This window comes from Maribacter sp. R86514 (assembly GCF_044597005.1).
Taxonomy (GTDB): domain Bacteria; phylum Bacteroidota; class Bacteroidia; order Flavobacteriales; family Flavobacteriaceae; genus Maribacter.
On record NZ_CP138999.1, the window covers coordinates 3,825,769 to 3,851,884 of the forward strand.

Genomic DNA, 26,116 nt, shown 5'->3' on the forward strand with positions numbered 1-26,116 from the left:
GTTAAAATACTTTGTAGTAAAGAATCACGAATGCCGTTAAAATGGTAGCGATCAAAACCCCTTTAGCCCTGTTGTCTCTTTTTATTCTGAGAAATCCGAAAAAAGCCACAAGGTTAAGAATGGCACCCAATGCTAGAAGACTGCCAACATGTTCTTGTCTAACGGCGGCCTCAAAGGTTTCTAAAATCCCCAGGTCAGAGAATATTAAAATGTATAACAATGTGCCAATGGCGTTTGCGATAATGCCTACAATAAAACCTATTAGAATTTCTTTTTTGGTATTCATCTAAAATATTTGAGCTAAATAATTTAATCTTTTTTTTTGGGAAATCACTAAAATTCCCAGGTGTTCAATTCTTGAATGACGTGGTGGGCGGTTAAATCGAATTGAGTGGGTACAACAGAAATATATCCATTGGCAAGTGCCCATTCGTCGGTATCTTCACCTTTATCCAATAACTCGAACTCACCGGTCAGCCAATAGTAATCTTTGCCCATAGGGTTGGTGCGTTTGTCAAATTTCTCTTTCCAATTGGCTTTTGCCTGTCTGCAAATTTTAATCCCTTTAAGCTCCTCTTTTTTTAGTTTAGGTATATTGACGTTCAAAACGGTGCCTTTTGGAATTCCGTTTTCTAAAGCTGTAGTGACAATTTCATGAATAAAATCTTGAGCTTGAGAAAAATCAGCATTCCAACTATAATCACATAAAGAAAAACCAATTGCGGGAACACCTTCTATACCGGCCTCAACAGCAGCGCTCATGGTGCCTGAGTATATTACGTTGATAGAAGAATTTGAACCGTGATTAATGCCGCTGACACAGATATCGGGTCTTTTGGGTAGTATTTCTTGAAGTGCCAGTTTTACACAGTCTGCAGGGGTGCCGCTACAACTATATTCATCTATATTTTTATTATCGAGATCAATTTTCATCTTTTTTGAAAATAGTGCTGTATCTAGCGTAATAGCATGCCCCATACCAGATTGCGGGCTATCGGGCGCTACCACGACAACGTCGCCAATTTTCTTCATAATGGAGACTAGCATTCGCAAACCGGGTGCCGTAATGCCGTCATCATTTGTAACTAAAATCAATGGTTTTTCCATAACGTATACTTTCTGTAGTAAAAATACGTTTTTAAATATGATAAGTCCGAAATGCCGTTTAACAAAAAATTAGTTCTAAGCAGATTTAATTGGCATGGTTTTTTCTTTACCTTAGAGGTTTAAGTAGCTATAGTTGCTGCTCTTAACCCTCAAATTCGGAGATATTGAAAAGGAAAGTAAAAGATAATTTTATGAAAAGAAATTTGGCCTACGTACTGTTATTGATGCTTGCAGCAGTAGCATCGTGCAGTTTTACGAATAAGACATTTGAAAATGATGACAAAGATAAGTTGCTGTTAGATTTGATAACCTATGTATTGGAAAAAGGACATTATGAGCCAAAAGCCCTAAACGATGATTTTTCTGTACATGTATTCGAAGATTTTATTGACGTTATCGATCCTACCAAAAGATATTTTATAGCATCTGATATTGCTGAGTTTGAAAAGTATAAGTATCAAATAGATGACGAAATTAAAAATACCGATATTACTTTCTTCAATCTTGTTTATGAAAGATTAATGGAGCGCATGGGCGATGCCAAAACTATTTATAAGGAAGTTTTAGAAACTCCTTTTGATTATACTGAGAATGAGAGTATAAGTATTAAGTATGATGAAGAAGCTTTTGCGGGTAACCGTAAAGAGTTGAAAGAGCGATGGAGAAAGCAATTAAAGTATGCGACTTTAGGTACATATGATTCTAAAATTTCGCATATGGAGAAAAAAGAAGTCGAAGGTTCAGAAGATCATGACCATGCTGCTCACACTCCAAAACAAGCTGAATTAGAATCTAGACAATCTACGGAAAAAACCTTGGATGAGTTTTTTGATTTCGTTGATGACTTAGAGCGTAAAGATTGGTTTGTACAGTACATCAATACCATTGTAGATGAGTTTGATCCCCATACATTTTATTTCGCTCCAGAAGAAAAGGAGAAGTTTGATACCAGTATGTCAGGTAAGTTTGAAGGTATTGGAGCAAGACTTCAGAAAAAATCCGAAGGTGCAAAAATTGTTGAGATAATTTCTGGAGGACCGGTATGGAGAGATCAGAGATTGGAAGTTGGTGATGAGATCATAAAAGTTGGTCAGAATGGAGAAGAGCCGATCAATATTGTAGGTATGCGTTTAGACGATGCCATTAAATTGATAAAAGGTGCCCAAGGTACTATTGTTGATCTTACAGTTAGAAAAGTAGATGGTTCTTTAGATGTCGTTTCTTTAACAAGAGATGTTGTAGAATTAGAAGAGTCTTACGCTAAATCTGCCAATATAATTAAAGGTGAAGAGAAATTCGGAATTATCAATCTTCCAAAGTTCTATGTAGATTTCAACGATTATAGCGAAAGAAATGCTGCCACAGACGTTGCCAAAGAAGTAGAGCGTTTAAAAGAAGAGGGTATGGAAGGACTTATCTTAGATTTACGTGATAATGGTGGCGGTTCTTTAAAAACAGTTGTTGAAATGGCCGGTTTGTTTATTAAAGACGGACCTGTTGTACAAGTACAATCTAAAGACAAAGGTAAAGATGTATATGATGATAAAGATGAAAGAATTCAGTGGGATGGTCCATTGGTAATTCTTGTAAACGAACTATCTGCTTCTGCTTCTGAAATTTTAGCGGCTGCAATGCAAGATTACAAAAGAGCTATTGTAATAGGTAGCAAGCAAACGTTTGGTAAAGGAACGGTACAAAATGTTATTCCTTTAAACAATATGCTGCGTAGTAACGAACATGGAGATTTAGGTGCTATTAAGATTACAACCCAAAAATTCTATAGAATCAATGGTGGTTCTACTCAGTTAGAAGGTGTTAAGAGTGATATTGTTGTTCCAGACAGATATAGTTATATTGATTTGGGCGAAAGAGATCAGTCAAATCCCTTAGGATGGGATAAAATAACACCTGCAGAGTATAAGGCTTGGGACGGTTATATCAATTATGAGAAAACCATTGCCAATAGCGAGAAGAGAATGGCTGCTAGTGCACAGATAAAGTTGATAGAAGAAAATGCCAAGTGGCTAAAGGGCGAGCAAGATGAAACTGAAATTTCCTTAAACTATAATACCTATAAAGAAGAAAAAGATAAAGATAAAGCACAGTCTGATTATTTTAAAAAATTAACGGATTATGATTCTAAGCTTACATTCAAGTCTTTAGGTTACGAACAACAATTGTTTACTAAAGATTCTGTACTACGTGAAAAGCGTAATAGATGGCATAAAAATTTAGCCAAGGATGTTTATGTTGAAGAAGCGGTAAACGTTTTGGAAGATTTAAAGATGAGTAACATTAAGCAAGGGAAATTGGCAAGTGTAAAGAACTAAAAATTCTTCTCTATGTTTTAAAAATAATATATTAAAGAATTAATTAAAAAGCCTAAGAAGAATTTCTTCTTAGGCTTTTTGTTTGCTTTGATTTTCTGATAATTTTATTTCATACAGTCACCGGTGATCAACATATTTATGAAGCCTAAGCTGTGCTATTGTAAAATGTTTATTGATATGTTAGGTATAGTATGTAGAATGCTAAGCCTTTATATGGCGTGTATTGGTTTAAATAGTTTAATATAAATTGTGGATCAATGATTTCTTGAACGAAGAACTTAAATAATAAGGTGATGAGTTATACGATATTTATAAAAGTAGCGCAGGTCTAAATCAAATAAATCATAGCGCTTGGTTTGGATATTTAAATCAGTAGATGCTTTGTTACTTTTTTAAATAGCATATTTATAAGCTTGTGAACTCATAAATAGAACGAGCGTTGATTACTATTTAAATAGTTGATTTTATCTGTGATAAAATGTTAACATTTAATGGTACTTAGTGATCTTATGTCTATCGGATTGATGTTTAATAGATACGAACCCATAGCCTCATTCGTTCATTCTAATATCTCATTTGTGAGTCTCTATTTCGATATGAATAAGATGATAAATAGAGTAATAAATAAAAGCCGCTACATGGTTTATGTAGCGGCTCGGTAGTTAAATAATTGAGTTAAGAGTATTATACGAATTTTGTTTTACCAAATTCTGAAAGTTCATTACTTATATTTCTTATCTTTTTACTTTGTATGTAGGTTACGAATAAAAGTACAATACAAATTACAGCAGAAGCACCATTGCCGTCCTTTATGGCTAAATGAGCCATTGCTCCTAAGAAGTAATTCATAAAGAAACCTGCATATACCCATTCCAAAGACCAGTGGGATTTATTGAATATAATCATGATAATGCCCAGAGATTGAAATATACCTAATACATGTATAAGATAAACAGGATAGCCTAACTTGATAAATGTTTCGACAATTACTTCGTAATTGATTATGGAATTAATGATTGATCCAATAACTGCAGTAGCAAAAAGACCTAAAGCGATGTAATAAAATGTTTTTTGAGAATTCATAATAAGTAGGGTTTAATGTTATGATGTCTCAAAGGTACGTTCACCTATGAACTTTTTTCTGTGCTCATAGGTGAACGGTAAATTACTGTAGTTGAACCGAATAACACTTCGGATGAACAGCTATTTGTTAAGTTGAAAGCTTATCTGCATGCAATTGTCTAAGTTTGGCCAACTTAGGGTTGATTACAACTTGGCAATATCCTTGTTCAGAATTGTTCTTATAATAATCTTGATGATACTCTTCTGCATCATAGAAAATACCTAAAGGACTTAATTCGGTTACTATTAGCTTCTCATATACTGCCTGCATTTCATGCAATACTACTTTTGCTTTTTGCTTTTGTTCGTCATTATGAAAATAAATAACAGAACGGTATTGAGTACCAGTATCAGCTCCCTGCCTGTTTAAAGAAGTAGGGTCATGTGTAGTCATGAAGATAATTAAGATATCTTCATAGGAAATGATACTAGGGTCAAAAGTGACCTGTACTACTTCTGCATGTCCCGTTAAACCAGAACAGATTTCTCTGTAGGTAGGTCTCCCCGGTGCTTTACCTCCAGTATATCCAGAAACTACTTTGTGTATGCCCTTTACCTCTTGAAATACCGCTTCGGTACACCAAAAGCAACCACCACCAACTGTAGCGATTTCTAAATTTGAATTAGCCATTCGATTCCTCCTTTTCTAATTGCATAGATTCTGAATTAATGCAGTAACGTAATCCACTAGGTTCTGGTCCGTCAGGGAATATATGGCCCAAATGAGCATCGCATGTATTGCACATGACTTCTACTCGTACCATTCCAAAAGAAGTATCTTTATGGTATTTTATAGCATTTTCTTTTATAGGTTGTGTAAAACTGGGCCAGCCAGTACCAGATTCGAATTTTATAGTAGAATCAAAAAGAGGTGTGCCACAACAAATACATTCATATTTACCAGCTTCGTGAGCAGTGCAAAGCGCGCCGGAATGCGGGGCTTCAGTACCTTTTTTTCGAGTAACTCTAAACTGTTCAGGTGTCAAGATTTCTTTCCATTCCTGTTCGGTTTTTTCAACTCGTCTATCAGGTTCAGGGTTACCGTTCACTGAAAAATGAATTATATCTTTCCAAGTTAACATCATAATTTTCCTTTCGTTTAAACTTTGTTTGCTAGGTTTATTGGTCGGTAATTTGCCTTATATCTTACAAAATTAGGTAATTTTGGCGTATGGCATACCGCAAAAAAAATGGATCTCTATATAGTATTTTAATTCTTGTTTGTATTATAGGTTTTTGGCTGTTTGAAAACTTTTATACTCCCGCTACATATTCCAATAGCAACGATGAAGTTACTACCAATGATTTTCCCATAGAGCTCTTGCCATCGTCTACAACGGGGGAGATTGTAAATCATGAGTTTTTTACATTATCGTACAATGAACCTTATGAGCAAGCAGAGTGGGTAGCGTATACGTTAAGTAAAAGCCATCTAACTTATGATGATAGAAAGCGACCGTATTTTATAGAGGATCCGTTTGTTTCCTCTAAATCTGCCGATTGGCGAAATTATAAGGGCTCAGGTTATGATCGTGGACATTTAGTGCCTGCCGGTGATCGTAGGTTTTCTTTACAAGCATTCAATGAAACATTTTATACAAGTAATATAAGTCCGCAAGACAGAGAGTTCAATGCGGGTATTTGGAACGACTTGGAGCAGCAAACAAGACGCTGGGCGAAGCAATATGGAACTTTATATATATTTACAGGCGGAGTGTTGGAAAGTGGTCTAGAAGAGATCGGGCAAGAGGATGTTGATGTGCCAGATGCTTTTTATAAGATTATAGCCCGTAAAAAGGGAGATAAGATTTATGCTTTATCTTTTTTAATGCCGAATAAACCCCATTTTACATCTTTACGTAATTTCGTAGTATCAATTGATGAGATAGAAAAAGAAACAGGAATCGACTTTTTTGCCGAGCTACCGGAAAAACAACAAAGGGCTTTTGAAGCGAGTAAAAACACCGTGGGGTGGAAGTTTTAGAAACTTTCCTTTAGTCTATTCGTATCTAACCTTAAAAAAATAAAGAGTAGAATTGTAAAGAATAAGAGTCCAGATCCGCCATAACTAAAGAAGGGCAAGGGAATACCAATAGTAGGTAGAATACCGATTACCATGCCTATGTTAATGAAATAGTGAATCAGAAGTATGGAAATAACTCCGTATCCATACATTCTAGCGAAAGCATTTTTCTGTCGTTCTGCTAAAGAAATTAACCGCAGAAACAATACGGTGAATAGAATAATTACTGTTGCCGTTCCTAAAAAGCCCCATTCTTCACCAACGGTACTAAATATATAATCGGTATGCTGTTCAGGTACAAAATCTCCTTTTGTTCGTGTTCCTTCTAAAAATCCTTTTCCGAAGAATCCACCAGATTCAATTGCCTTTTCAGATTGATACGTGTTGTAACCAATCGATTTTCTTATCTGTTCCAGTTTTTTGGGATCTTTCTCTAAACGTAACCATAAACCAAAGCGATCCCTATGACGTTGTTCGAATACGTTATTGAAAACGAAATTTACCGAAAGCGAGAACAGAATAACAGCTACACTAATTAGACTAAGCGGTATTACCGGAATTTTTAATGATTTACGTTTTAAAGTATATAATAGAATAATCATTAATGCCAAACCGATTATAAGCCATACGGTACCAAACATTAGGGTAATGACGAATATCAGTATAAGACTTAATAGAATAACCAAATAGTACAATGGTAGCCCTTCTCTAAAAATCACAAAAATCATGGCAAAGAATACTAGTGCACTACCCGGATCGGGTTGAGGTATAATAAGAATGGCAGGTACAAGTATAATTAGAAGCGCATAGAACTGGTCTTTTCTTCGTTTGATATCTGTTTGAATGTCGCTAAGATATTTAGCAAGTGCAAGAGCAGTAGCTACTTTTGCAAGCTCGGAAGGTTGTAAATTAAAAAAGCCAAGGTCGTACCATGAAGTTGCACCGGCAATTGTTTTACCAAAAACAAAGAGCCCTAATAGCGAAAGCATGGATATGAGGTAAAGTAAACTAGAAAACCGTTCGTAAAAATTTACTTCTAATGCAAGTACTATGACTATGGTAACTAGGCTGACCCCGATAAAAAAGAGTTGTTTACCGTATAAAGTACTAAAGTCAAAAATAGAGCTATGCTCGTCGGTAAATGTACTAGAGTATATATTGATCCAGCCAATAAGTACAAGTGCGAAATAGATAAAAACACTTAGCCAATCAATTCTTTTTAAAACACTTTTACCAGACACGCTCGTTAATTTTGAACTCCTCCCCACTGTAGGGTTTCGCGTATTCTGCTTCTAAAGTTTTTTCAAGCATTCTTTTTTCAAGTGTCTTTAAGGTGATTTCACCTTTCAGATACTTTTCAATCATAAGGGTTGCAATATGTCCGGCATATCTAGATCCAAAATATCCATTTTCTATATATACCGCAATTGCAATTTTAGGATTGTCAACTGGTGCGAATGCTACAAATACCGAGTGGTCTGTTAATTGTGTACGTACGCCATCAATTTTAGTGAAATTTTCTGCGGTTCCTGTTTTTCCGGCCACTTCAATGCCTGGAATTTGTAACCATCTTGCAGTACCACTTACATAAACATCAGCCATACCTTGTACTACAGGTTCAAAGTGTTTTGGATCAATTGTAGTGTGTTTGGCTTCGGTAAATTTAGGTTCGGTGATATCCTTGCCTTCAATTTTCTTTAAGATATGCGGAGTAAAATAATGACCTCTATTGGCAATCGCTGCCGTCATATTCGCTAATTGCACCGGTGTTGCCAATATTTCGCCTTGTCCGATAGCATTAGAAATAATGTAAGAAGAACTCCATCTATTATCTCCGTACCATTTGTCGTAGTATTCTTTACTAGGTATACGACCTTTTTGTCCAAATGGTAGATCGTAACCTAAATAATCACCTAGACCAAAGCTTCGCATATGTTTTTCCCAAACATCCATGCCTTCATCCGTAGTTTCAAATTTTTCATATATTTTTCTGAACGCTCCTGCAAAGTAAGCGTTACAAGACTGTGATATTCCTTTGTTCAAGTTTCGTAAACCACCACCACAGTGACAACCTCTTTTTTTCTTGCCCACGTAAAATCCGTGGTAACATTGTATAGTAGTATTTTCATCTAGAACACCTTCTTGTAAAGCAATTAAAGCATTTAAGGTTTTAAATGGAGAACCAGGTGGTTGTTGTGCGTGAATAGAACGATCCCAAGTTGGGTTTGCTATGGTGTCGTTATAGAGTTTCGTATAATTTTTAGAACGTTCACGACCTACTAGCAAAGCAGGGTCGTATGTTGGTCCTGAAATCATGGAAAGAATTTCGCCGGTTGCAGGCTCTATGGCTACAATGCCGCCTCTTTTTCCGTTCATCAATAGCTCGCCATATTCCTGTAGCGTTTTATCTATGGTAATACTTATTTGTTTTCCTTGCTCAGGTAAGGTGTCTATGGTTCCGTTTTTATATGGTCCAATATCCCTGTTGAATCGATCTTTCTGAATGTACTGAACACCTTTTCTGCCTCTTAATAGGTCTTCGTAATAGCGTTCAACTCCTGTTCTTCCTTTTAATTCGCCTTGAACATAGTATTTATTGACCGCTAAATCACCTTCGTTTACTTCACTAATGTAGCCTAGAACATTTGCCGCGCTAGGAGTATCGTAATAGCGTAAAGATCGCTTTTGAATGTAAAAGCCTTTGTATTTACGCATTTTCTCTTGTAGCTTGGCGTAATCTTGTTTTGATAGTTGAGGTACCAGTACAGAAGGTAGTCTTGGAGAATATACCCTTGCTTTTTTAAGTTTTTTGACAAATTTTTCTTTGTCAATTCCTAATAACCCACAAAACTCTAAAGTATCTAAAGGTTTAACTTCTCTTGGGATTACCATGACATCATATGCGGGATCGTTACCAACTAAAAGATGGCCGTTACGATCATAAATATAGCCGCGTTCAGGATAATCGTAAATTGCTTTAATTGCCGGATCCTCTAAAACTTGCTCTGCAGAAAAACTAAAAATTTGCAAATAGGACAGCCTTCCCAAAAATGTAATGGCGATGACAATTATAATTGATGATAAAAGAATTTTTCTCATTCTTTTTTACTGCTGAATAATGTACTGAACAACATTCCTAAAATCAATGTGGCAATACCTACTATAATCGTTTTTTGTAAAATTAACAGGCTATTTGAAAAGCTGAAAATTTCTAACGTAAAGTATACCAAATGATGTATTATAATCAATAACGCTAAAAACGTGAATTGTTGTGCCTTGGTACTGTTGTTTAACTTAAAACTTTGAAATTCATAATTGACACCAAAGACAAAACGCATTATGGTTGGTCGAAGATAAGCTATGGTAACGGTAGCTGCTGCGTTTATGGCAAGTGTGTCAGAAAAAATATCTACGCATAATCCTAAGAAAAAGCATAGAATTATAAAGGTAGTTCTATTTTGTTTGATAGGATACCAATAAAGAAAAAGAATATAAATCAACGGATTTATATAGCCAAAGAAATTAAGTTTATTGAATACTAACACTTGCAGTAGTACCAATAAAATAAATCGGAGCACAATTAAAAATGAAGTGTTGTTAATCATTGGCTTCTGTTTCTGCTTCTAATTCTAAAACTTCTTTACGATTTAAATTTTTAATGATATATATTGTACCAATATTGGTCATGTCATTAAAGAGTTCTACATCTATAAAATAGAAACTTTTTGAGTTGTCTAAATCAAATCTTTTAATGGTGCCAATAGGAATGTTTTCAGGGAATATGCTACTCATGGCTCCAGTGACAATGGTGTCACCAATGGTAAGAGGTACTAATCTTGGTATGTCAATTAATTGAACAACATTATAATCTGTAGTGTTTTCCCAAACTAAAGAACCAAAGTGATTAGAGTTTTTGATTTTTGCGTTAATGTTAGACTTATCGCTCAATATACTTTGTACTGTAGAAAAGTTGTCTGAGGTATTTTCTACGATGCCAAGAATACCCTTATCTGTAATAACGCCCATATCTTGAACAATACTATCACTCTCACCTTTATTGATAGTGATATAGTTGCGCTGGTCGGCATAGCTGTTATTGATTACACGCCCTCTTATAACTTCGTAGTCTACAGAAGTTGAATCTATAAGAGCCGGTGAAAGTACCAAGTTGTTAAATAGCTTATCTCTAAGTCTTTTGTTTTCTTCAACAAGCTTATTGTTTTCTTCTCTTAAGCCAAAATAAGAAGTAATATCATCGGAAAAAGTATAGATGCTTCCTGTGATATAATTAGATGAATTTAAAAATTTAGATTGGTGGTACGAATGCGACTGAAACGTAAAAATGCAGGAAATCAATAATAGAAAAAGGTAAAGTAAGAATATCTTATACCTAATTAAAAAATTTATGATCTGTTGCATTCACCCCTATATTTTTACTCGATAATAGTGTTTTAAACAAGACTGCCTTTAGATAAATTGTTTCTAGACAAGCCCAGAAATTCTATCGATAATCATTAATAAATGGCTCTTGAATTTTATCCAAGGCTATCAATATTAAGTAAGAAGCTGTTCGTTAAAACAAGCTTCTTACTTAATTAGTATGCTCTTGTAGCGTTCTAAGTTTTTAAGTGCGATACCGGTACCACGTACTACGGCACGTAATGGATCTTCGGCAATGTAAACTGGTAAGTCGGTTTTTTGAGATAACCTTCTGTCCAATCCACGTAACATAGAGCCACCTCCTGCAAGGTATATACCAGTATTGTAAATATCGGCAGCTAATTCTGGGGGAGTTTGAGATAATGTTTCCATAACCGCATCTTCAACACGCAGAATAGATTTATCTAAAGCCTTCGCTATTTCTCTATAAGATATTTGAACTTGTTTTGGTTTTCCTGTCAGTAGATCACGTCCCTGTACAGATTTCTCATCTGGTGGAGATTGTAAATCTTCTGTTGCAGAACCTATTTCAATCTTAATTGCTTCAGCCGTACTTTCACCAACATATAAGTTGTGCTGTGTACGCATGTAATAAATGATGTCGTTTGTGAAAACGTCACCTGCAATCTTTACAGATTTGTCACAAACGATACCGCCTAATGCAATAACTGCAATCTCGGTAGTACCACCACCTATATCAACGATCATATTTCCTTTTGGTTGCATAATGTCCAAACCGATACCAATAGCTGCAGCCATTGGTTCATGAATAAGATACACCTCTTTACCGTTTACACGTTCTGCAGATTCCTTTACCGCTCGCATTTCTACTTCAGTAATACCAGAAGGAATACAAATGACCAAACGCAATGCTGGTGGAAACCATTTTTTCTTTAATGCAGGAATATTCTTGATGAACATCATCAACATCTTTTCAGATGCGTCAAAATCTGCAATTACACCATCTTTCAATGGTCTAATTGTTTTTATGTTCTCATGGGTTTTACCTTGCATCATGTTGGCTTCTTTACCAACTGCAATGATTTTTCCGCTAATTCTATCTCTGGCAACGATGGATGGGCTATCGACAACTACCTTGTCATTATGAATGATAAGAGTGTTAGCTGTACCTAAATCTATAGCTATTTCCTCGGTCAAGAAATCAAAAAATCCCATATGTGATATTTAAATTTTAGATAAAAGGGTGTATTTCATCGACAAAAGTAATGAAATTAATGCTTGAAATGACGTGTGCCTGTCATCACCATTGAAATTTTGTGTTCGTTGCAATAATCAACACTCAATTGATCTTTTATAGATCCGCCCGGTTGAATAACACTGGTGATACCCGCTTTGTCCGCAATCTCGACACAATCAGGGAAAGGGAAGAAAGCATCACTAGCCATTACCGCTCCGTTTAGGTCAAAATTAAAGCTTTGTGCTTTATGTATTGCCTGGTTCAAAGCATCGACTCTACTGGTTTGCCCTGTACCACTTGCACAAAGTTGTTTGTTTTTAGCAAGAACAATTGTATTAGACTTTGTATGCTTACAAAGTTTAGATGCAAAAATCAAATCTTCTAATTCTTGATCTGTAGGGTTTGTGTTGGTCGCATTGGTAAGATCGGCGACTGTATCTGTTTTATGATCTTTTTCTTGAAGAAGCATACCGTTTAAACAAGTTCTAACTTGCATCTCTGGCATCTCAACTTCATTTTGAATAAGGATGATTCTATTTTTCTTTCCTTTTAAAATTTCAAGAGCTTCTGCGTTATAACTAGGTGCTATAACAACTTCGCAGAATAATTTATGTATCTCTTCTGCCGTAGCTTTATCAATTTCTTTGTTGCTGATAAGAACTCCGCCAAAAGCAGAAACAGGGTCACCTGCTAAAGCATCAACATAAGCTTGGTGTAATGTGTCTCTTTGTGCTAATCCGCATGCATTGTTATGCTTTAGAATAGCAAAGGTAGGAGCATCGTTTTTAAATTCCAGCATCAAATTAACGGCGGCATCAACATCTAAAAGGTTGTTGTATGATAATTCTTTACCGTGTAATTTAGAGAACATAGCATCGAAATCCCCAAAGAAGAATCCTTTTTGGTGTGGGTTTTCGCCGTAACGTAAAACCTTACCATTAGTTTCGCTAACTTTTAAAGCAGCTATATCATGGTTTTTATTGAAATAGTTGAATATAGCAGTATCGTAATTAGAAGAAACATTAAAAGACTTAGCGGCAAAACGCTTTCTGTCTTCAAGGCTTATGTTTCCATTGTCGGCAGAAACAACTTCAAGAAAATCTGCATAATCTTCCATAGAAGAAACACAGGTGACATCCTTAAAGTTTTTGGCTGCAGCACGAATAAGGGATATACCGCCTATATCTATCTTTTCAATGATATCTTGTTCAGAAGCGCCGCTGGCAACCGTTTTTTCAAAAGGATATAAATCAACAATAACAATATCTATTTGTGGAATTTCAAATTCAGCTAATTGGGCAACATCACTTTCGTTGTCCTGTCTGTTTAAAATACCACCAAATACTTTTGGGTGTAAAGTTTTTACTCTTCCTCCTAGAATAGAAGGGTAGCTAGTTACATCTTCTACAGGAACCACGTCGATTCCTAAATCAGTTATGAATTTTTCGGTTCCTCCGGTGGAGTAAATAGTGATTCCTAATTCTTGAAATTTTCTTACTATTGGCTCTAATCCGTCTTTATGAAAAACTGAAATTAAGGCTGAAGACGCTTTTTTTACACTGCTCATTGTATGATGCTTAAATGTTTTTAATAAGCAAGCAAAAGTAATTTTTTTGCAGTTATAAAATGAGCTAGTTTATCAACAAAAAGCCTAAAGTTTTAAAGAATTTTGGCTACTTCAAAATTTACGAATTCTAAAAAGGTCTCATCTGCCTTTGTAAAAGGGTCGGGAGTGTTAGAGTCGATATCTATTTGACCAATGTTTTCACCGTTAAGGAATAAGGGAACAACAATCTCTGCTTTCACTGTAATGCTACATGCAATGTAGTTGTCTTGAGCTTGAACATCTGGCACCACAAAATTCTCGTTACTTTCAGCAACCTGTCCGCAAATACCTTTGCCGAAAGGAATTATGGTATGATCTGTTGGAGCACCAGCATAAGAACCTAATTTTAGTTCGCGCTTATCGCCATTCTTAAAATAAAAACCTACCCAGTCATAATGTGGTACGTTAGCTTTTAAAAGCTCGCATATATCCTGCATTTTTGCATCTGGGGTTTTGTTAGAATCAATAATAGAACTTACTTGAGGGCGTAGTGCTTTGAACATAACTTTTTTTTGCAAAAATACATATTGTTGTCATGCAACAGTGTGCGCTAAAACAAAAAAAGAGGATGTTTTTAAACATCCTCTTTTTAATACTATATATTATCTGCTGAGATTATGGTTGAATCTTAACATCGAACTCGATAAAATCGTTGTTGTTGAAACCAGCTTCGATAGCGGTTATTTTAATAAGACCTTTTTTGCCGTAGTTGTCTACGAATTCTATAACGTCACCTACATTTAAGTTTGTGATTTTTTGAGCATTTGAACTGGCTATAAAGTTTAATTCACTATTTAGGGTTATCGCATCAAAAGCAGCAACGTCTAAGGTTGCAGAAGTTGCAAAGAACATTTGGTTCAAAGTTTCCGTAGCAGCATTTTCCTCGTCTGTGCCAGGCTTAAGTCCTTCTACATCAAATCCAAAAGAAGCATCGTATTGTTCGGTTGAAGCAAAAGAAGCATTGTCACCAGCTGAATCACCAGCAGCACCGTAGTAGTATCCAAAATCCCAGAAAGCTCTAAATTCAGGTCCTACATCAATTCTGTAAACAGTTTCATTTAATAAGGAAAAGAAAGATTCTGTTGAACCATCTTGTGCCGGAGCAAAAAGTTTAACATCTGTAAATTCCCTAACGGCAGCGGTAGGGTTGGTACCATTACCAACTGTTACTGTAATTTGACCTACACCTAATGCCAATCTTTTCGAGCTATCTCTAAAGTCACCTTTACCGGTGGTAGTCCAAAAAGAGTAAACAATTTCTCCGTTTTCAATATCCGGAACTGGAAGAGGAAAAGAAAAATCGATTTCTTTCTTTGTAGCGCCATCTAGATCAATAGAACCATCGGCTTTTAAGGCTTTGGTTAAATCATCACTTACCAAATCAAAAGAACTAAAAGGCATTTCTCCTTGTCCTAAATAATTTTGGGTAATATACATTCTTCGTTGTGTAGTAGCGTCTGAAGTAAAAATAACTCTACCTGTAACATTAGTACCTGCTTCTCCGCTTGCAGATGCTGTTGTAATATTTGAAGAAGGAACAGCTTCGTTGAAAACTATCGTTGCTACTTCCGGCTCATCAGAGTCGTCACTACCGTCATCTCCTGTAGTGTCATCTGGTAGTGGAGTATCAAAAATTGATCCATCATCAGAGCTACAACTGCCTATGAAAAGGGCAATAGTGCATATTAAGAAAACCTGTTTAATTTGTTTTTTCATGATTTTAAAATTTTGGTAATTAGTGTTTAATGATGGTTATTTGTTAATGTGTTAACTCTTTTAACTTAAAAATATTCAGAATCGTATATTTTTCACTTAGTTTATTTTGTAAGATATTTCTTAATTAAATGTTTTGTTAAAGAAATGCGGTTAAAGCCCTTAGCTATTCAATATTTTGTAATTTTACAGTGTGAAACAATTGCTACATAAACTATTTTCTGTGTTCATGGCAATGCTACTGTTACTGTCAACAATTTCTTGGACAGTAGAAAAGCATTTGTGTATGGGGCGTGTTATGGATATAGCTTTATTTAATCATGCTGAAGATTGTGGAATGAAAGCTGGTCTGTCTTTATTGGAAGATGCGGATACAGTAAAAAAGCATTGCTGTAACGATGAAGCTTTTACCATGCAGGGTCAAGATGATTTAACACATGATATTTCTAGTTTTGATTTTTCACAAAAGGTATTCTTAATCTCTTTTACAAGTTCTTATATAGGCTTGTTTGAAGAAACTACAGATGAGAATGTCGATTTTGATTCATATCCACCGCCTATACTTGCTGAAGATTTGAATATTCTACACCAAGTTTTCTTGATTTGATTTCAACTGATGATTAGCGTTAGTTCGCAAATACAGTGTAATCAAATACTACTTTTAACTATTTGCTTTTTTATAATGCTGTAAAGCAAGTCTACCTCTATGTAGTTGTTTTATATGTAGATTTTTAAAAGTTAGTGAATATGATTAGTTGAAATAGTAGAAGCAGTTTTAACAACTGAAAGAAATCATAATCTCATTATGAAAAACACATATCAAATTCATGGAATGACCTGCAATGGCTGTAGAGGTCATGTTGAACAAACCTTGGTAAAAATTAGCGGAGTATCCAATGCTGCGGTGAATTTAGAAAAGGCGGAGGCAGTTTTGGAAATGGAGAATGAAATTCCCTTAAAAACTTTGCAGGCGGCTATGAAAGCTGACGGAGGGCATTATTCCATCCATGAACTCGGTGCTCATGTGCATGAGGCTACAAAACCCAAAGCTGTTGAAAATGGTAATGGCGTTTTTTACTGCCCAATGCATTGTGAAGGAGAAAAGACATATACAGAACCTGGTGACTGCCCGGTTTGTGGTATGGATTTGGTAGAGGAGGCAAGTGCTGCATCTAATAACGGTCAAGAGTATACGTGCCCAATGCATCCAGAGGTTGTTAGTGATAAACCTGGCGATTGCCCAATTTGTGGTATGGACTTAGTACCGAAGCAAGCAGATATTTCCGCCGAAGAAAAGAGCTATCAAAAACTACTGAATAAGTTTAAAATAGCAGTAGGGTTTACGTTGCCGATCTTTCTTATTGCAATGTCAGAAATGATACCTAATAATCCGCTTCAGGATATTTTGAGCTTGAAGTATTGGAACTGGGTGCAATTTGCATTATCGATACCTGTGGTGTTTTATGCCACGTGGATGTTTTTTGAACGTGCTTATCGTTCTGTTAAAACATGGAATTTAAACATGTTCACATTAATAGGAATTGGAGCAGGGGTGGCGTGGTTGTTTAGTGTATTCGCTATTTTGGTGCCCGATTTTTTTCCACCACAATTTAAAACGGATCAAGGTACAGTTCATGTATATTTTGAAGCCGCTACGGTGATTTTGACTTTAGTGTTATTCGGTCAGTTATTAGAAGCTCGCGCACATAGTAAAACGAATTCTGCGGTAAAAGAGTTGCTGAAATTAGCACCGAATAAAGCTGTTAAGATTGTTGACGGTAAAGAAGAGAGCATTTCTATTGACCAAATTTCAAAAGGAGATTTACTTCGTGTAAAACCAGGCGATAAAATACCTGTAGATGGAAGTATTTATGAAGGTGAAAGTACCGTGGATGAATCTATGATTACGGGTGAACCTGTTCCAGTTCAAAAAGTGGTTGGTGATGCAATAAGCTCAGGTACCATAAATGGTAAAGGCTCTTTTGTAATGACTGCAGAGAAAGTAGGGGCAGATACGTTATTGTCGCAAATTATAGATATGGTGAACAAGGCTAGTCGTAGTCAAGCGCCTATTCAAAAACTAGCAGATAAAATATCTAGTTATTTTGTACCGGCAGTTGTCTTTATTTCTATTGTAACTTTTTTGGTTTGGGTCACTTTTGGTCCAGAACCGGCTTATGTATATGCTTTGGTAAATGCCATTGCGGTGTTGATAATTGCTTGTCCGTGCGCACTAGGTTTGGCTACACCAATGTCCGTAATGGTAGGTGTAGGTAAAGGAGCGCAATCGGGAGTGTTGATTAAAAATGCCGAAGCTTTAGAGCGAATGGATAAAATTGATATTCTGGTAATAGATAAAACGGGAACCATAACCGAGGGGAGGCCATCGGTAGAAAAAGTAAGGAGTATTGCAGAAATTGACGAGAAAAAGGTGCTGCAGTACATTGTTTCTTTAAATCAGTTAAGTGAGCACCCATTGGCAGAAGCCATTGTTAATTACGGAAAATCTCAAAATGTAGAAATATTAAAGGTTGATAATTTTAATTCTATCACGGGTATGGGGGTTTCTGGTAAAATTAATAGCGAGGCTGTTGTTTTGGGAAATGATAAAATGATGAGTGAGGCTAAAGTGACTATTCCTGAAAATTTGGAAGTAGTTGTTACGGCGTATCAAAAGCAAGGTAAAACGGTTTCTTATATGGCAATTGATGATAATGTCGCAGGTTTTATTGCTATAGGTGACCTAATCAAAGAAACTAGTAAAAAGGCTATTGAAGCGCTTCAGGCTTCTGGTATCTCGGTAGTCATGTTAACGGGTGATAATCATGATACGGCAAAGGCTGTAGCGGATTATTTAAATCTAGCCGATTTTAAAGCGAGTATGCTTCCTCAAGACAAGCTTGCAGAAGTGGAGCGTTTACAATCAGAGGGTAAAAAAGTTGCTGTTGCCGGCGATGGAATAAATGACGCACCTGCATTGGCAAAAAGTGATGTAGGTATTGCTATGGGTACTGGTACAGATGTTGCTATTGAGAGCGCTACGATTACCCTGGTTAAAGGTGATTTACATGGTATCGTTAAAGCACACAACTTAAGTAAAGCTGTGATGAAAAACATTAAGCAGAATTTATTTTTTGCACTGATATATAATACGGTCGGTATTCCTATTGCTGCAGGAGTGTTATATCCTTTTTTCGGATTGTTGCTTTCTCCTATGATTGCCGCTTTAGCAATGAGTTTCAGTTCTGTTTCTGTGATTGCAAATGCATTACGATTACGAGCAGCAAAAATTGATTAATAAAATTGAATAAAAAATTAAATGAATAAATATATCATACTAATAATAGCCATGTTGCCCTGGTTTGCTTTTTCCCAAGAAAAGGTAGAAGGTGTAGTGTTAGATTCTGAGGGGTCTAATGCGTTGACACTTTCGGGTGCAAATGTCTATTGGCAAGATTCCCAAACGGGAGTAGTGACAGACTTTGACGGTAAATTTTCAATTCCGTACATAAAGGAATTTAATAGATTAATAATTAGTTATGTAGGTTTTGAGTCGGATACACTGACAATAAACGAACCTAAAACTTTGAGAATAGTTTTAAAGCCATCTAATGAATTAGAAGAGGTGGTGGTGCAACAAGAACGTGATGCAATACAGAAGACTTATTTCAGTCCGCAGAACGTCATCACCGTTAATAGTGCAGAGTTATTGAAAGCCGCTTGCTGTAATTTGGCGGAGAGTTTTGAAACCAATCCGGCAATTGATGTGAATTTATCCGATGGGTTAACGGGTACCAAACAAATACAAATGTTAGGATTGACAAGTCCGTATTTATTGATCACCCAAGAGAATATTCCTATGGTACGTGGAGCGTCACAGGCATACGGATTAACCTTTACACCTGGTACATGGATAGAGAGTATTCAAATTACCAAAGGTGCAGGTAGTGTTGTAAATGGCTATGAAAGTATATCTGGTCAGATTAACACAGAGCTGGTAAAACCATTAACTGATAATGCTGTTTTTGTAAACGGGTATGCAAACCAAAACGGGCGCTATGAATTGAACACTCATTTCAATAGAAAGCTTACGGATAAGTGGAGTACAGGTTTATATATACACGGTAATAAACGAGTACAAAAAGAAGATGATAATAATGACGGATTCTTAGATGCACCATTAGGTGAGCAATTGAATGTAATGAACCGTTGGCAGTACCAAGATGCGGAAAAAGGATGGGTCAGTTTTTTTAACGTTCGGTTTTTAAATGATGAAAAGCAAGTGGGGCAAGTTGATTTTGACCCTAATACAGATAGAGTAGACGGAGCCAATAAGGCACTGAGCGGAGCCGAGGTGTGGGGAAGTGAAATTAATACACGTAGGTTCGATACATCATTAAAACTGGGATATGTTTTTCCGGAATTACCTTTTCAGAGTTTAGGTTTTCAAACATCATATAGTTATCATAAACAAGATTCCTATTTTGGGTTCAGAACATATGATATCAATCACGAAAGTTTATATAGTAACCTTATATTTAATTCAATTATAGGAGATACTAGAAATAAGTTTAAAACGGGAATCACTTTTGCTTATGATGGTTATGATGAAATAGTGACGTCTGCAGATTATTCTCGTGTAGATAATTCTGTTGGTGCCTTTTTTGAATACAGCTATGAAAATTTGGAAAAGGTAAGTCTAACTGCTGGTCTACGAGTAGATAATCATAACAGGTTAGGAACTTTTATTACGCCTAGATTCCATATTAGGTATACCCCATGGGAAAAAGGGAGTCTAAGAGGTTCGTTTGGTAGGGGTAAAAGAGCAGCCAATATTTTTGCGGAAAATCAGCAGTTGTTTGCTTCGGCTAGAACAATTAATATTGCTGATACTGGTGGTAGTGTTTACGGTCTTGAGCCTGAAGACGCTTGGAACTACGGAGTCAGTTTTTTACAGGGATTTAATTTTTTGGGTAAAAAAGGAGATATTACTTTAGACTATTACATTACAGATTTTAAAAACCAAATCGTAGTGGATTGGGAGACTCCTCAAGAAGTTTCGTTTTATAATTTAGACGGAGATAGTAGTGCCAAGAGCTTTCAGGTAGAGGTGAATTATGAGTTGCTATCGCGATTAAACCTAAGAACATCGTATAAGTTTTACGATGTTTCTACAGATTACAAGAGTGGGAATTTGCAAAAGCCATTACTGGCACAACACCGATTTTTAGCTAATTTGGGGTACGAAACAGAGACAAAGGAAAATGGTTCTCAATGGAAGTTCGATTATACCTTGCACGCTTTAGGTAAAATGAGATTGCCTGACACCAGTTTTAATGAGTTAGCGTATCAGTTAGGAGAATATTCAAAACCTTATAATTTAATGAATGCTCAAATAACTAAGGTATTTTCTAATACGATAGAGTTGTATATAGGTAGCGAGAATTTAACAGGAGAACAACAAAATAATCCGGTTTTAGGAGCAAATGACCCTTTTGGTCCCAATTTTGATACAACCATAGTATATGCGCCAATAATGGGAAGAATGTTCTATGGCGGATTCAGATTTAAGATATTATAAATAACAAATACAATAATACCTATGAAAACAACAATTTTATCAGTGGCAATGATGCTGATTGCAGTATTGACCTATGCTCAAGACAAGAACAAGAAAATGACCTTTGATGTAAATGGTAGATGTGCCATGTGTAAAGAGCGTATAGAAGAAGCTGCGTTAAATGTAAAAGGAGTAAAGTATGCGAATTGGAGTATACCAACGCATCAGTTAGATATTATCATGGATGAACGTAAAACCGATGCAATGAAAGTTAAAATGGCTATTGTTGCAGTAGGTCATGATACCAAAGAATTAAAAGCAACAGATGAAGCTTACAATAGTGTGCACCCATGTTGTTTGTATAGAGAAGACAATTCTGATGATGGTATGCACCATGGTAATCAGTAGTAGAACTTTATGCTTCAGTACGATTGTGCATTAATATGTTTTGGAGAAATATTATAGTTAATATTTTGCCAACGCGATAATCACGAATCAAAATCTGGAATACATTAGCTATAGATTTATCTTTAATTCTATAACAATGGCACAAGCAAAATCAGCTGCAAAGCCTTCTCCGGCAAAAGCTGGAAAAAAGGCTGCTCCAAAAGCTGCTCCTAAAAAGAAGTAGTAAGGTTATCGCCTTTAGAAGGCAATACCGTTTGGACATGAAAACCACTTTCTGTAAATAAAGAAGGTGGTTTTTTGTTGGTATAAGTATAAAAAAAGCTGCACTTGAATTTTTCAAGTGCAGCTTTAAATTTTATGTATGTCCGCAAACAAGCTAATAGTTGCCTGTCGGCGCTGTCAACCTACATCATGCCTGGCATTCCGCCACCGCCACCCATAGGAGGCATAGCCGGAGCATCTTCTTTAATGTCTGTCAAAGCACATTCAGTAGTTAAGATCATACCGGCAACAGAAGCTGCATTTTCCAACGCTACTCTAGTTACTTTCTTAGGATCTATAATACCGGCTTTCATCATTTCAACATATTTTTCAGATTTAGCATCGTAACCGTAATCGCCTTTACCTTCAAGTATTTTAGCGATAACAACAGAACCTTCACCACCAGCGTTAGAAACGATAGTTCTTAAAGGAGCTTCAATAGCACGGGCAACAATCTGTAAACCTGTAGCTTCATCTTCATTTTCAGTAGACACCTTTGCAAGAACAGATTTAGCTCTTACCAAAGCAACACCACCACCAGCAACGATACCTTCTTCAACGGCAGCTCTTGTAGCGTGTAATGCATCGTCAACTCTATCTTTCTTCTCTTTCATTTCAACTTCAGAAGCTGCACCTACATAAAGTACTGCAACACCGCCAGCTAATTTAGCCAAGCGCTCTTGTAGTTTCTCTTTATCGTAGTCAGATGTAGTTGTCTCGATTTGAGATTTGATCTGGTTTACTCTAGTTTTAATATCTTTTGCAACACCGCCACCGTTAACGATAGTTGTATTGTCTTTGTCTATCTGTACTTTCTCACAAGTACCTAACATATCTAAAGTAGTGTTGTCTAATGAGAAACCTCTTTCTTCAGAAATAACGGTACCACCAGTTAAGATTGCGATATCTTCTAACATTGCTTTTCTACGGTCACCAAAACCAGGAGCTTTAACAGCAGCGATTTTTAAAGAACCTCTCAACTTGTTTACTACCAATGTAGCTAATGCTTCACCATCTACATCTTCAGCAATAATCAATAAAGGCTTCCCTGACTGAGCAACTGGCTCCAATACTGGAAGTAAATCTTTCATTGAAGATATTTTCTTGTCGAACAACAAGATGTATGGGCTTTCTAGATCAGAAACCATCTTTTCAGAATCGGTAACGAAATATGGAGAAAGGTAACCTCTATCAAACTGCATACCTTCAACAACGTCAACGTATGTATCTGTACCTTTAGCTTCTTCAACAGTAATAACACCTTCTTTACCAACTTTACCGAAAGCTTGAGCGATCAAGTCACCAATAGTTTCGTCGTTGTTTGCGGAAATTGAAGCAACTTGCTTGATTTTTTCAGAAGAATCACCAACTTTTTTAGACTGCTTCGATAAATTCTCAACAATGGCTTCAACAGCTTTGTCAATACCTCTTTTAAGATCCATTGGGTTAGCGCCTGCAGCAACGTTTTTCAAGCCTTCTTTAACGATAGCTTGAGCCAAAACTGTAGCGGTAGTAGTACCGTCACCTGCTAGGTCATTAGTTTTAGAAGCAACTTCTTTAACCATTTGCGCACCCATGTTTTCTAATGGGTTCTCTAATTCAATTTCTTTTGCAACGGTAACACCATCTTTAGTTACTTGTGGAGCACCAAATGATTTGCTGATGATAACATTTCTACCTTTTGGTCCTAATGTTACTTTTACAGCGTTTGCCAATGCATCAACACCTCTTTTAAGGCCATCTCTTGCATCTATATCAAACTTAATATCTTTTGCCATTTTTAATTTTATTTTGATTTATGACTTTTTACACGGGGCATAAAGTCAAGAAGATTATTAATTTTTTTAATAAAAATTTATAGGCTAGTGGCGAATAGCCAGCAGCCGGTTGCTAGTTTTTAGATAATAGCAAGAATATCACTTTCTCTCATCATCAAATAATCTGTACCTTCTAGTTTTAGTTCGGTACCAGCATACTTTCCGTAAAGAACCGTATCACCAACTTTAACGGTTACACTGTCATCTTTTGTTCCAGGACCTACGGCAACAACTTTACCTTTCTGAGGTTTCTCTTTTGCAGTATCAGGAATATAAAGTCCAGATGCAGTTTTAGTTTCAGCTGCCATTGGCTCGATAAGAACTCGGTCTGCCAATGGTTTGATATTAACTTTAGCCATAATTATTAATTTTTAAAATTGATTTTTAGTTTCGTGTTTATGCAAGGGCAGAAATTATGCCATTGCCTATTTCCTGACAAATTGTAAACAAAAAATGCCAGCTTATGACAAGCTGGCATTTAAAATATATTGTAGTACTATTTTTATAAACTATCCGACGGTGTAGGCTCGTTAGTTACAGGTGGTGTTACTGTTTCTGGCAGTGCTTCTGGCACTACGGTTTCAATATCATCACCTTGTAATAATTTTGAATCTGCATCACCAAAGTTACCTTTAAGGGCAACGTTAGAAGCTAAGATTAAAACTATTAATAGACCTGCTAGAGTCCAAGTGCTTTTATCTAAAAAGTCACCTGTTTTTTTAACTCCACCAACAACTTGGTTACCTCCTCCACCAAAAGAAGAAGAAAGTCCGCCACCTTTTGGGTTTTGTACCATGATCACTAATACTAGCAATAAGCAAACAACAATGATAAGTATTAGGAAAATTGAAAATGTACTCATTCTAAATTATTTATTATCTTTTCGTAATTTTTCTACCGTCTTAATTCGGTCTGCAAAGAAACTACTTTTTTCTGGATATTTCAAACTTAAAATTTTGTAGGCTTGAATTGCATTTTTATACTTTTTTTGTTCCAGGTAAACCCTCGCTAAAGTCTCTGTCATCAGCTCATTATGGTCAATTTTAGAAGAACTTGATATATCTATGACCGCACTCTGTTCTGTAGGAACTATTTTAGGGTTAGAAGCTATAAACTTGTCTATACGGTCGTATTTCTTTTTAATTGCCTCACTTTTGACCTTGGGTTTTCTAATAGGTTTCGGAGTAACTTTTTGTTCCTGTGCCTTATAAATGGTTTTTTCAATTTTACTTTCTATAACCTCGGGTTGGGGCTCAATGCTTTCTTCGTGAACATCCTCATTAACATCCTCATCAATATTCTCTTCAGTTTTATCTAAAGGTTTTTTTGAAGCTAGACTAAGCCATTCAGAAAAAGAATATTTTTCTTTTGCGTCGAAAGATAAGGGTTTACCTATATCAAGAGCATTTTCATCTTCAGTATTATCAGGGTTTTTAGATTGAAATAATGCTGGGTCTAAAATTTTATCGGCGTCTTCTTCGTTTTGTGGTAATGGTTTATCGTCAGAAGGGGCAATTAGTGCGGCAGTAGTGGCTGCGATGATAATATCCGATGCATCGGTTTCTGTAGGTTCAATCTCTTTAACTTCTACTTCTTCGGTAGGTTCATCAGGTATATTTACTTCTTCTTGTGAAATTGAAGAATTCTCTTCTTCGACAATTTCAATTTGGTCTACCGTAGTTGATTCTTCTACCTCTTCTATGGTTTCAATCTCTTTATTTTCTTCTATTTCGGCAATTGTACTTTTGGTAGGGTCGAATTGTAAAAAGTCTTTAGACGTAATAAATTCAAAAAGAACATCTCTGTCCGTAGTATATGCAGCAGTTGCCTTAAGGGCTTTATTGTATTTGTAACTATTAAGATTTTTTAGTCCCTTTAAATGTAATGCGCGTGCTGCTTGAAAATAAGGATATTCGTCAATGATATCTTCTAGATGTTTTGTGTGAATAGGTTCTACCACTTTAGTAGGATGTTCTAGAAAATATGTAAAGTCCTTAACGTTCATATAATTACCAATCTGCCAATGAGGCGTTGAAAATATCTTGTGTTAACCTTTCAAAAATGATTTCGTGGGCTTCACTCTTTATGCTAGCCAATTGTGTATCTGCCGGGTAATCGTAAAAAAAAGAAAAACTTTGGTCAAAAGCGGCATCTTCTTTTAATTGATTGTAAAAGCGCACTTTAACGCGAACAGACAGTCTGTTTTGCGCTGCAGTTTGTGCAGCAGTGGCAGACATTGGTGAAATTTTATATTCGGTTATTTCTCCTTCGTATAACAGATGAGGGTTACCAGAAGTAATTAAATCTAAACTAGTTTGGTTTAGAATTCTATCTTGTAATGCCAGCGTAAAATCTCTGTCAACCCCAGGTTCAAAAGTAGAACCCGGACTTTGGGTTGCATAATTTTGAAAGTAATTTACTTGAAACGTTTTGGCTTCACCAACATTACCACCGGTAAAATTATATACACCGCAGCTTAAAAGTAGGATTGCGGGGAGCATGAATAGCAAAGATTTTTTAAGGTATTTCAT

At 36.0% G+C, this 26,116-nt stretch carries 24 protein-coding genes; 6 read left to right on the forward strand and 18 right to left on the reverse strand.

Annotated elements, in window-relative coordinates:
- Position 1 precedes the first annotated feature (1 nt).
- A complete protein-coding gene (locus tag SJY30_RS16745; RefSeq protein WP_396633265.1) occupies positions 2–286 on the reverse strand; it encodes a hypothetical protein in 285 nt (94 codons plus the stop codon).
- Positions 287–333: 47 nt separating this feature from the next.
- On the reverse strand, positions 334–1,107 hold the full coding sequence (gene surE, locus SJY30_RS16750) for a 5'/3'-nucleotidase SurE (protein WP_396633266.1): 774 nt from the start codon (positions 1,105–1,107) through the stop codon (positions 334–336).
- Between the two features lie 191 nt (positions 1,108–1,298).
- On the opposite strand from surE, the gene SJY30_RS16755 reads away from it, so the two are divergent.
- Entirely contained in the window at positions 1,299–3,437 is a 2,139-nt protein-coding gene (locus tag SJY30_RS16755) for a carboxy terminal-processing peptidase (RefSeq protein WP_396633267.1), read from the forward strand.
- Between the two features lie 684 nt (positions 3,438–4,121).
- On the opposite strand, the gene SJY30_RS16760 is transcribed toward SJY30_RS16755, so the two are convergent.
- The 3 genes from SJY30_RS16760 to msrB form a co-directional block, all read right to left on the reverse strand.
- The gene (locus tag SJY30_RS16760; protein ID WP_396633268.1) at positions 4,122–4,520 is read right to left on the reverse strand and encodes a DoxX family protein; all 399 of its coding nucleotides are present in this window, start codon (positions 4,518–4,520) and stop codon (positions 4,122–4,124) included.
- A 127-nt stretch (positions 4,521–4,647) separates the two neighbouring features.
- Complete coding sequence (gene msrA / locus SJY30_RS16765) at positions 4,648–5,190, reverse strand: peptide-methionine (S)-S-oxide reductase MsrA (RefSeq protein WP_396633269.1); 543 nt, start codon at positions 5,188–5,190, stop codon at positions 4,648–4,650.
- Positions 5,183–5,641, reverse strand: coding sequence for a peptide-methionine (R)-S-oxide reductase MsrB (gene msrB, locus SJY30_RS16770; protein ID WP_396635339.1), 459 nt, complete (start codon positions 5,639–5,641; stop codon positions 5,183–5,185). Before msrB ends, msrA begins: the two co-directional genes overlap by 8 nt.
- An 89-nt stretch (positions 5,642–5,730) precedes the next feature.
- Here msrB and SJY30_RS16775 point away from each other — a divergent pair, with 89 nt between their 5' ends.
- The gene (locus tag SJY30_RS16775; RefSeq protein ID WP_396633270.1) at positions 5,731–6,543 is read left to right on the forward strand and encodes a DNA/RNA non-specific endonuclease; all 813 of its coding nucleotides are present in this window, start codon (positions 5,731–5,733) and stop codon (positions 6,541–6,543) included.
- On the opposite strand, the gene rodA is transcribed toward SJY30_RS16775, so the two are convergent.
- From rodA to SJY30_RS16815, 8 genes are all read right to left on the reverse strand, one after another.
- The gene (rodA, locus tag SJY30_RS16780; RefSeq protein WP_396633271.1) at positions 6,540–7,823 is read right to left on the reverse strand and encodes a rod shape-determining protein RodA; all 1,284 of its coding nucleotides are present in this window, start codon (positions 7,821–7,823) and stop codon (positions 6,540–6,542) included. The two genes, SJY30_RS16775 and rodA, sit on opposite strands and share 4 nt — an antisense overlap.
- A complete protein-coding gene (gene mrdA / locus SJY30_RS16785; RefSeq protein ID WP_396633272.1) occupies positions 7,813–9,681 on the reverse strand; it encodes a penicillin-binding protein 2 in 1,869 nt (622 codons plus the stop codon). The genes rodA and mrdA overlap by 11 nt, the downstream gene beginning before the upstream one ends.
- Positions 9,678–10,187, reverse strand: a complete 510-nt coding sequence (gene mreD / locus SJY30_RS16790) for a rod shape-determining protein MreD (protein ID WP_036156798.1) — start codon at positions 10,185–10,187, stop codon at positions 9,678–9,680. The genes mrdA and mreD overlap by 4 nt, the downstream gene beginning before the upstream one ends.
- Complete coding sequence (gene mreC, locus SJY30_RS16795) at positions 10,180–11,001, reverse strand: rod shape-determining protein MreC (RefSeq protein WP_036156796.1); 822 nt, start codon at positions 10,999–11,001, stop codon at positions 10,180–10,182. The genes mreD and mreC overlap by 8 nt, the downstream gene beginning before the upstream one ends.
- A 168-nt stretch (positions 11,002–11,169) precedes the next feature.
- Complete coding sequence (locus tag SJY30_RS16800; protein ID WP_027066022.1) at positions 11,170–12,198, reverse strand: rod shape-determining protein; 1,029 nt, start codon at positions 12,196–12,198, stop codon at positions 11,170–11,172.
- A gap of 56 nt (positions 12,199–12,254) precedes the next feature.
- Positions 12,255–13,787, reverse strand: a complete 1,533-nt coding sequence (gene purH, locus SJY30_RS16805; RefSeq protein ID WP_396633273.1) for a bifunctional phosphoribosylaminoimidazolecarboxamide formyltransferase/IMP cyclohydrolase — start codon at positions 13,785–13,787, stop codon at positions 12,255–12,257.
- A 92-nt stretch (positions 13,788–13,879) separates the two neighbouring features.
- Complete coding sequence (locus SJY30_RS16810) at positions 13,880–14,329, reverse strand: GAF domain-containing protein (RefSeq protein ID WP_396633274.1); 450 nt, start codon at positions 14,327–14,329, stop codon at positions 13,880–13,882.
- Positions 14,330–14,441: 112 nt separating this feature from the next.
- Positions 14,442–15,542 carry a hypothetical protein gene (locus tag SJY30_RS16815; protein WP_396633275.1) on the reverse strand — a complete coding sequence of 367 codons (1,101 nt, stop codon included), beginning with the start codon at positions 15,540–15,542 and terminating at the stop codon, positions 14,442–14,444.
- Between the two features lie 190 nt (positions 15,543–15,732).
- Between SJY30_RS16815 and SJY30_RS16820 the strand changes: the two genes are divergently transcribed.
- The 4 genes from SJY30_RS16820 (at position 15,733) to SJY30_RS16835 (ending at position 21,507) form a co-directional block, all read left to right on the forward strand.
- Positions 15,733–16,146, forward strand: a complete 414-nt coding sequence (locus tag SJY30_RS16820; protein WP_396633276.1) for an HYC_CC_PP family protein — start codon at positions 15,733–15,735, stop codon at positions 16,144–16,146.
- A gap of 198 nt (positions 16,147–16,344) precedes the next feature.
- Positions 16,345–18,837, forward strand: a complete 2,493-nt coding sequence (locus SJY30_RS16825) for a heavy metal translocating P-type ATPase (protein ID WP_396633277.1) — start codon at positions 16,345–16,347, stop codon at positions 18,835–18,837.
- 21 nt (positions 18,838–18,858) lie between these two features.
- Entirely contained in the window at positions 18,859–21,120 is a 2,262-nt protein-coding gene (locus tag SJY30_RS16830; protein ID WP_396633278.1) for a TonB-dependent receptor domain-containing protein, read from the forward strand.
- A gap of 21 nt (positions 21,121–21,141) precedes the next feature.
- The gene (locus SJY30_RS16835; protein WP_396633279.1) at positions 21,142–21,507 is read left to right on the forward strand and encodes a heavy-metal-associated domain-containing protein; all 366 of its coding nucleotides are present in this window, start codon (positions 21,142–21,144) and stop codon (positions 21,505–21,507) included.
- Between the two features lie 404 nt (positions 21,508–21,911).
- Here the strand turns inward: SJY30_RS16835 and groL are convergent, their stop codons facing one another.
- From groL to SJY30_RS16860, 5 genes are all read right to left on the reverse strand, one after another.
- Complete coding sequence (groL, locus tag SJY30_RS16840) at positions 21,912–23,546, reverse strand: chaperonin GroEL (RefSeq protein WP_036156784.1); 1,635 nt, start codon at positions 23,544–23,546, stop codon at positions 21,912–21,914.
- Between the two features lie 119 nt (positions 23,547–23,665).
- Complete coding sequence (gene groES, locus SJY30_RS16845) at positions 23,666–23,944, reverse strand: co-chaperone GroES (RefSeq protein ID WP_036156781.1); 279 nt, start codon at positions 23,942–23,944, stop codon at positions 23,666–23,668.
- A gap of 143 nt (positions 23,945–24,087) precedes the next feature.
- Positions 24,088–24,447: a preprotein translocase subunit SecG gene (gene secG / locus SJY30_RS16850; RefSeq protein WP_396633280.1), complete on the reverse strand. Its 360-nt coding sequence runs from the start codon at positions 24,445–24,447 to the stop codon at positions 24,088–24,090.
- A 6-nt stretch (positions 24,448–24,453) separates the two neighbouring features.
- The gene (locus SJY30_RS16855; RefSeq protein ID WP_396633281.1) at positions 24,454–25,590 is read right to left on the reverse strand and encodes a hypothetical protein; all 1,137 of its coding nucleotides are present in this window, start codon (positions 25,588–25,590) and stop codon (positions 24,454–24,456) included.
- A 4-nt stretch (positions 25,591–25,594) separates the two neighbouring features.
- Positions 25,595–26,116 carry an LptE family protein gene (locus SJY30_RS16860; protein ID WP_396633282.1) on the reverse strand — a complete coding sequence of 174 codons (522 nt, stop codon included), beginning with the start codon at positions 26,114–26,116 and terminating at the stop codon, positions 25,595–25,597.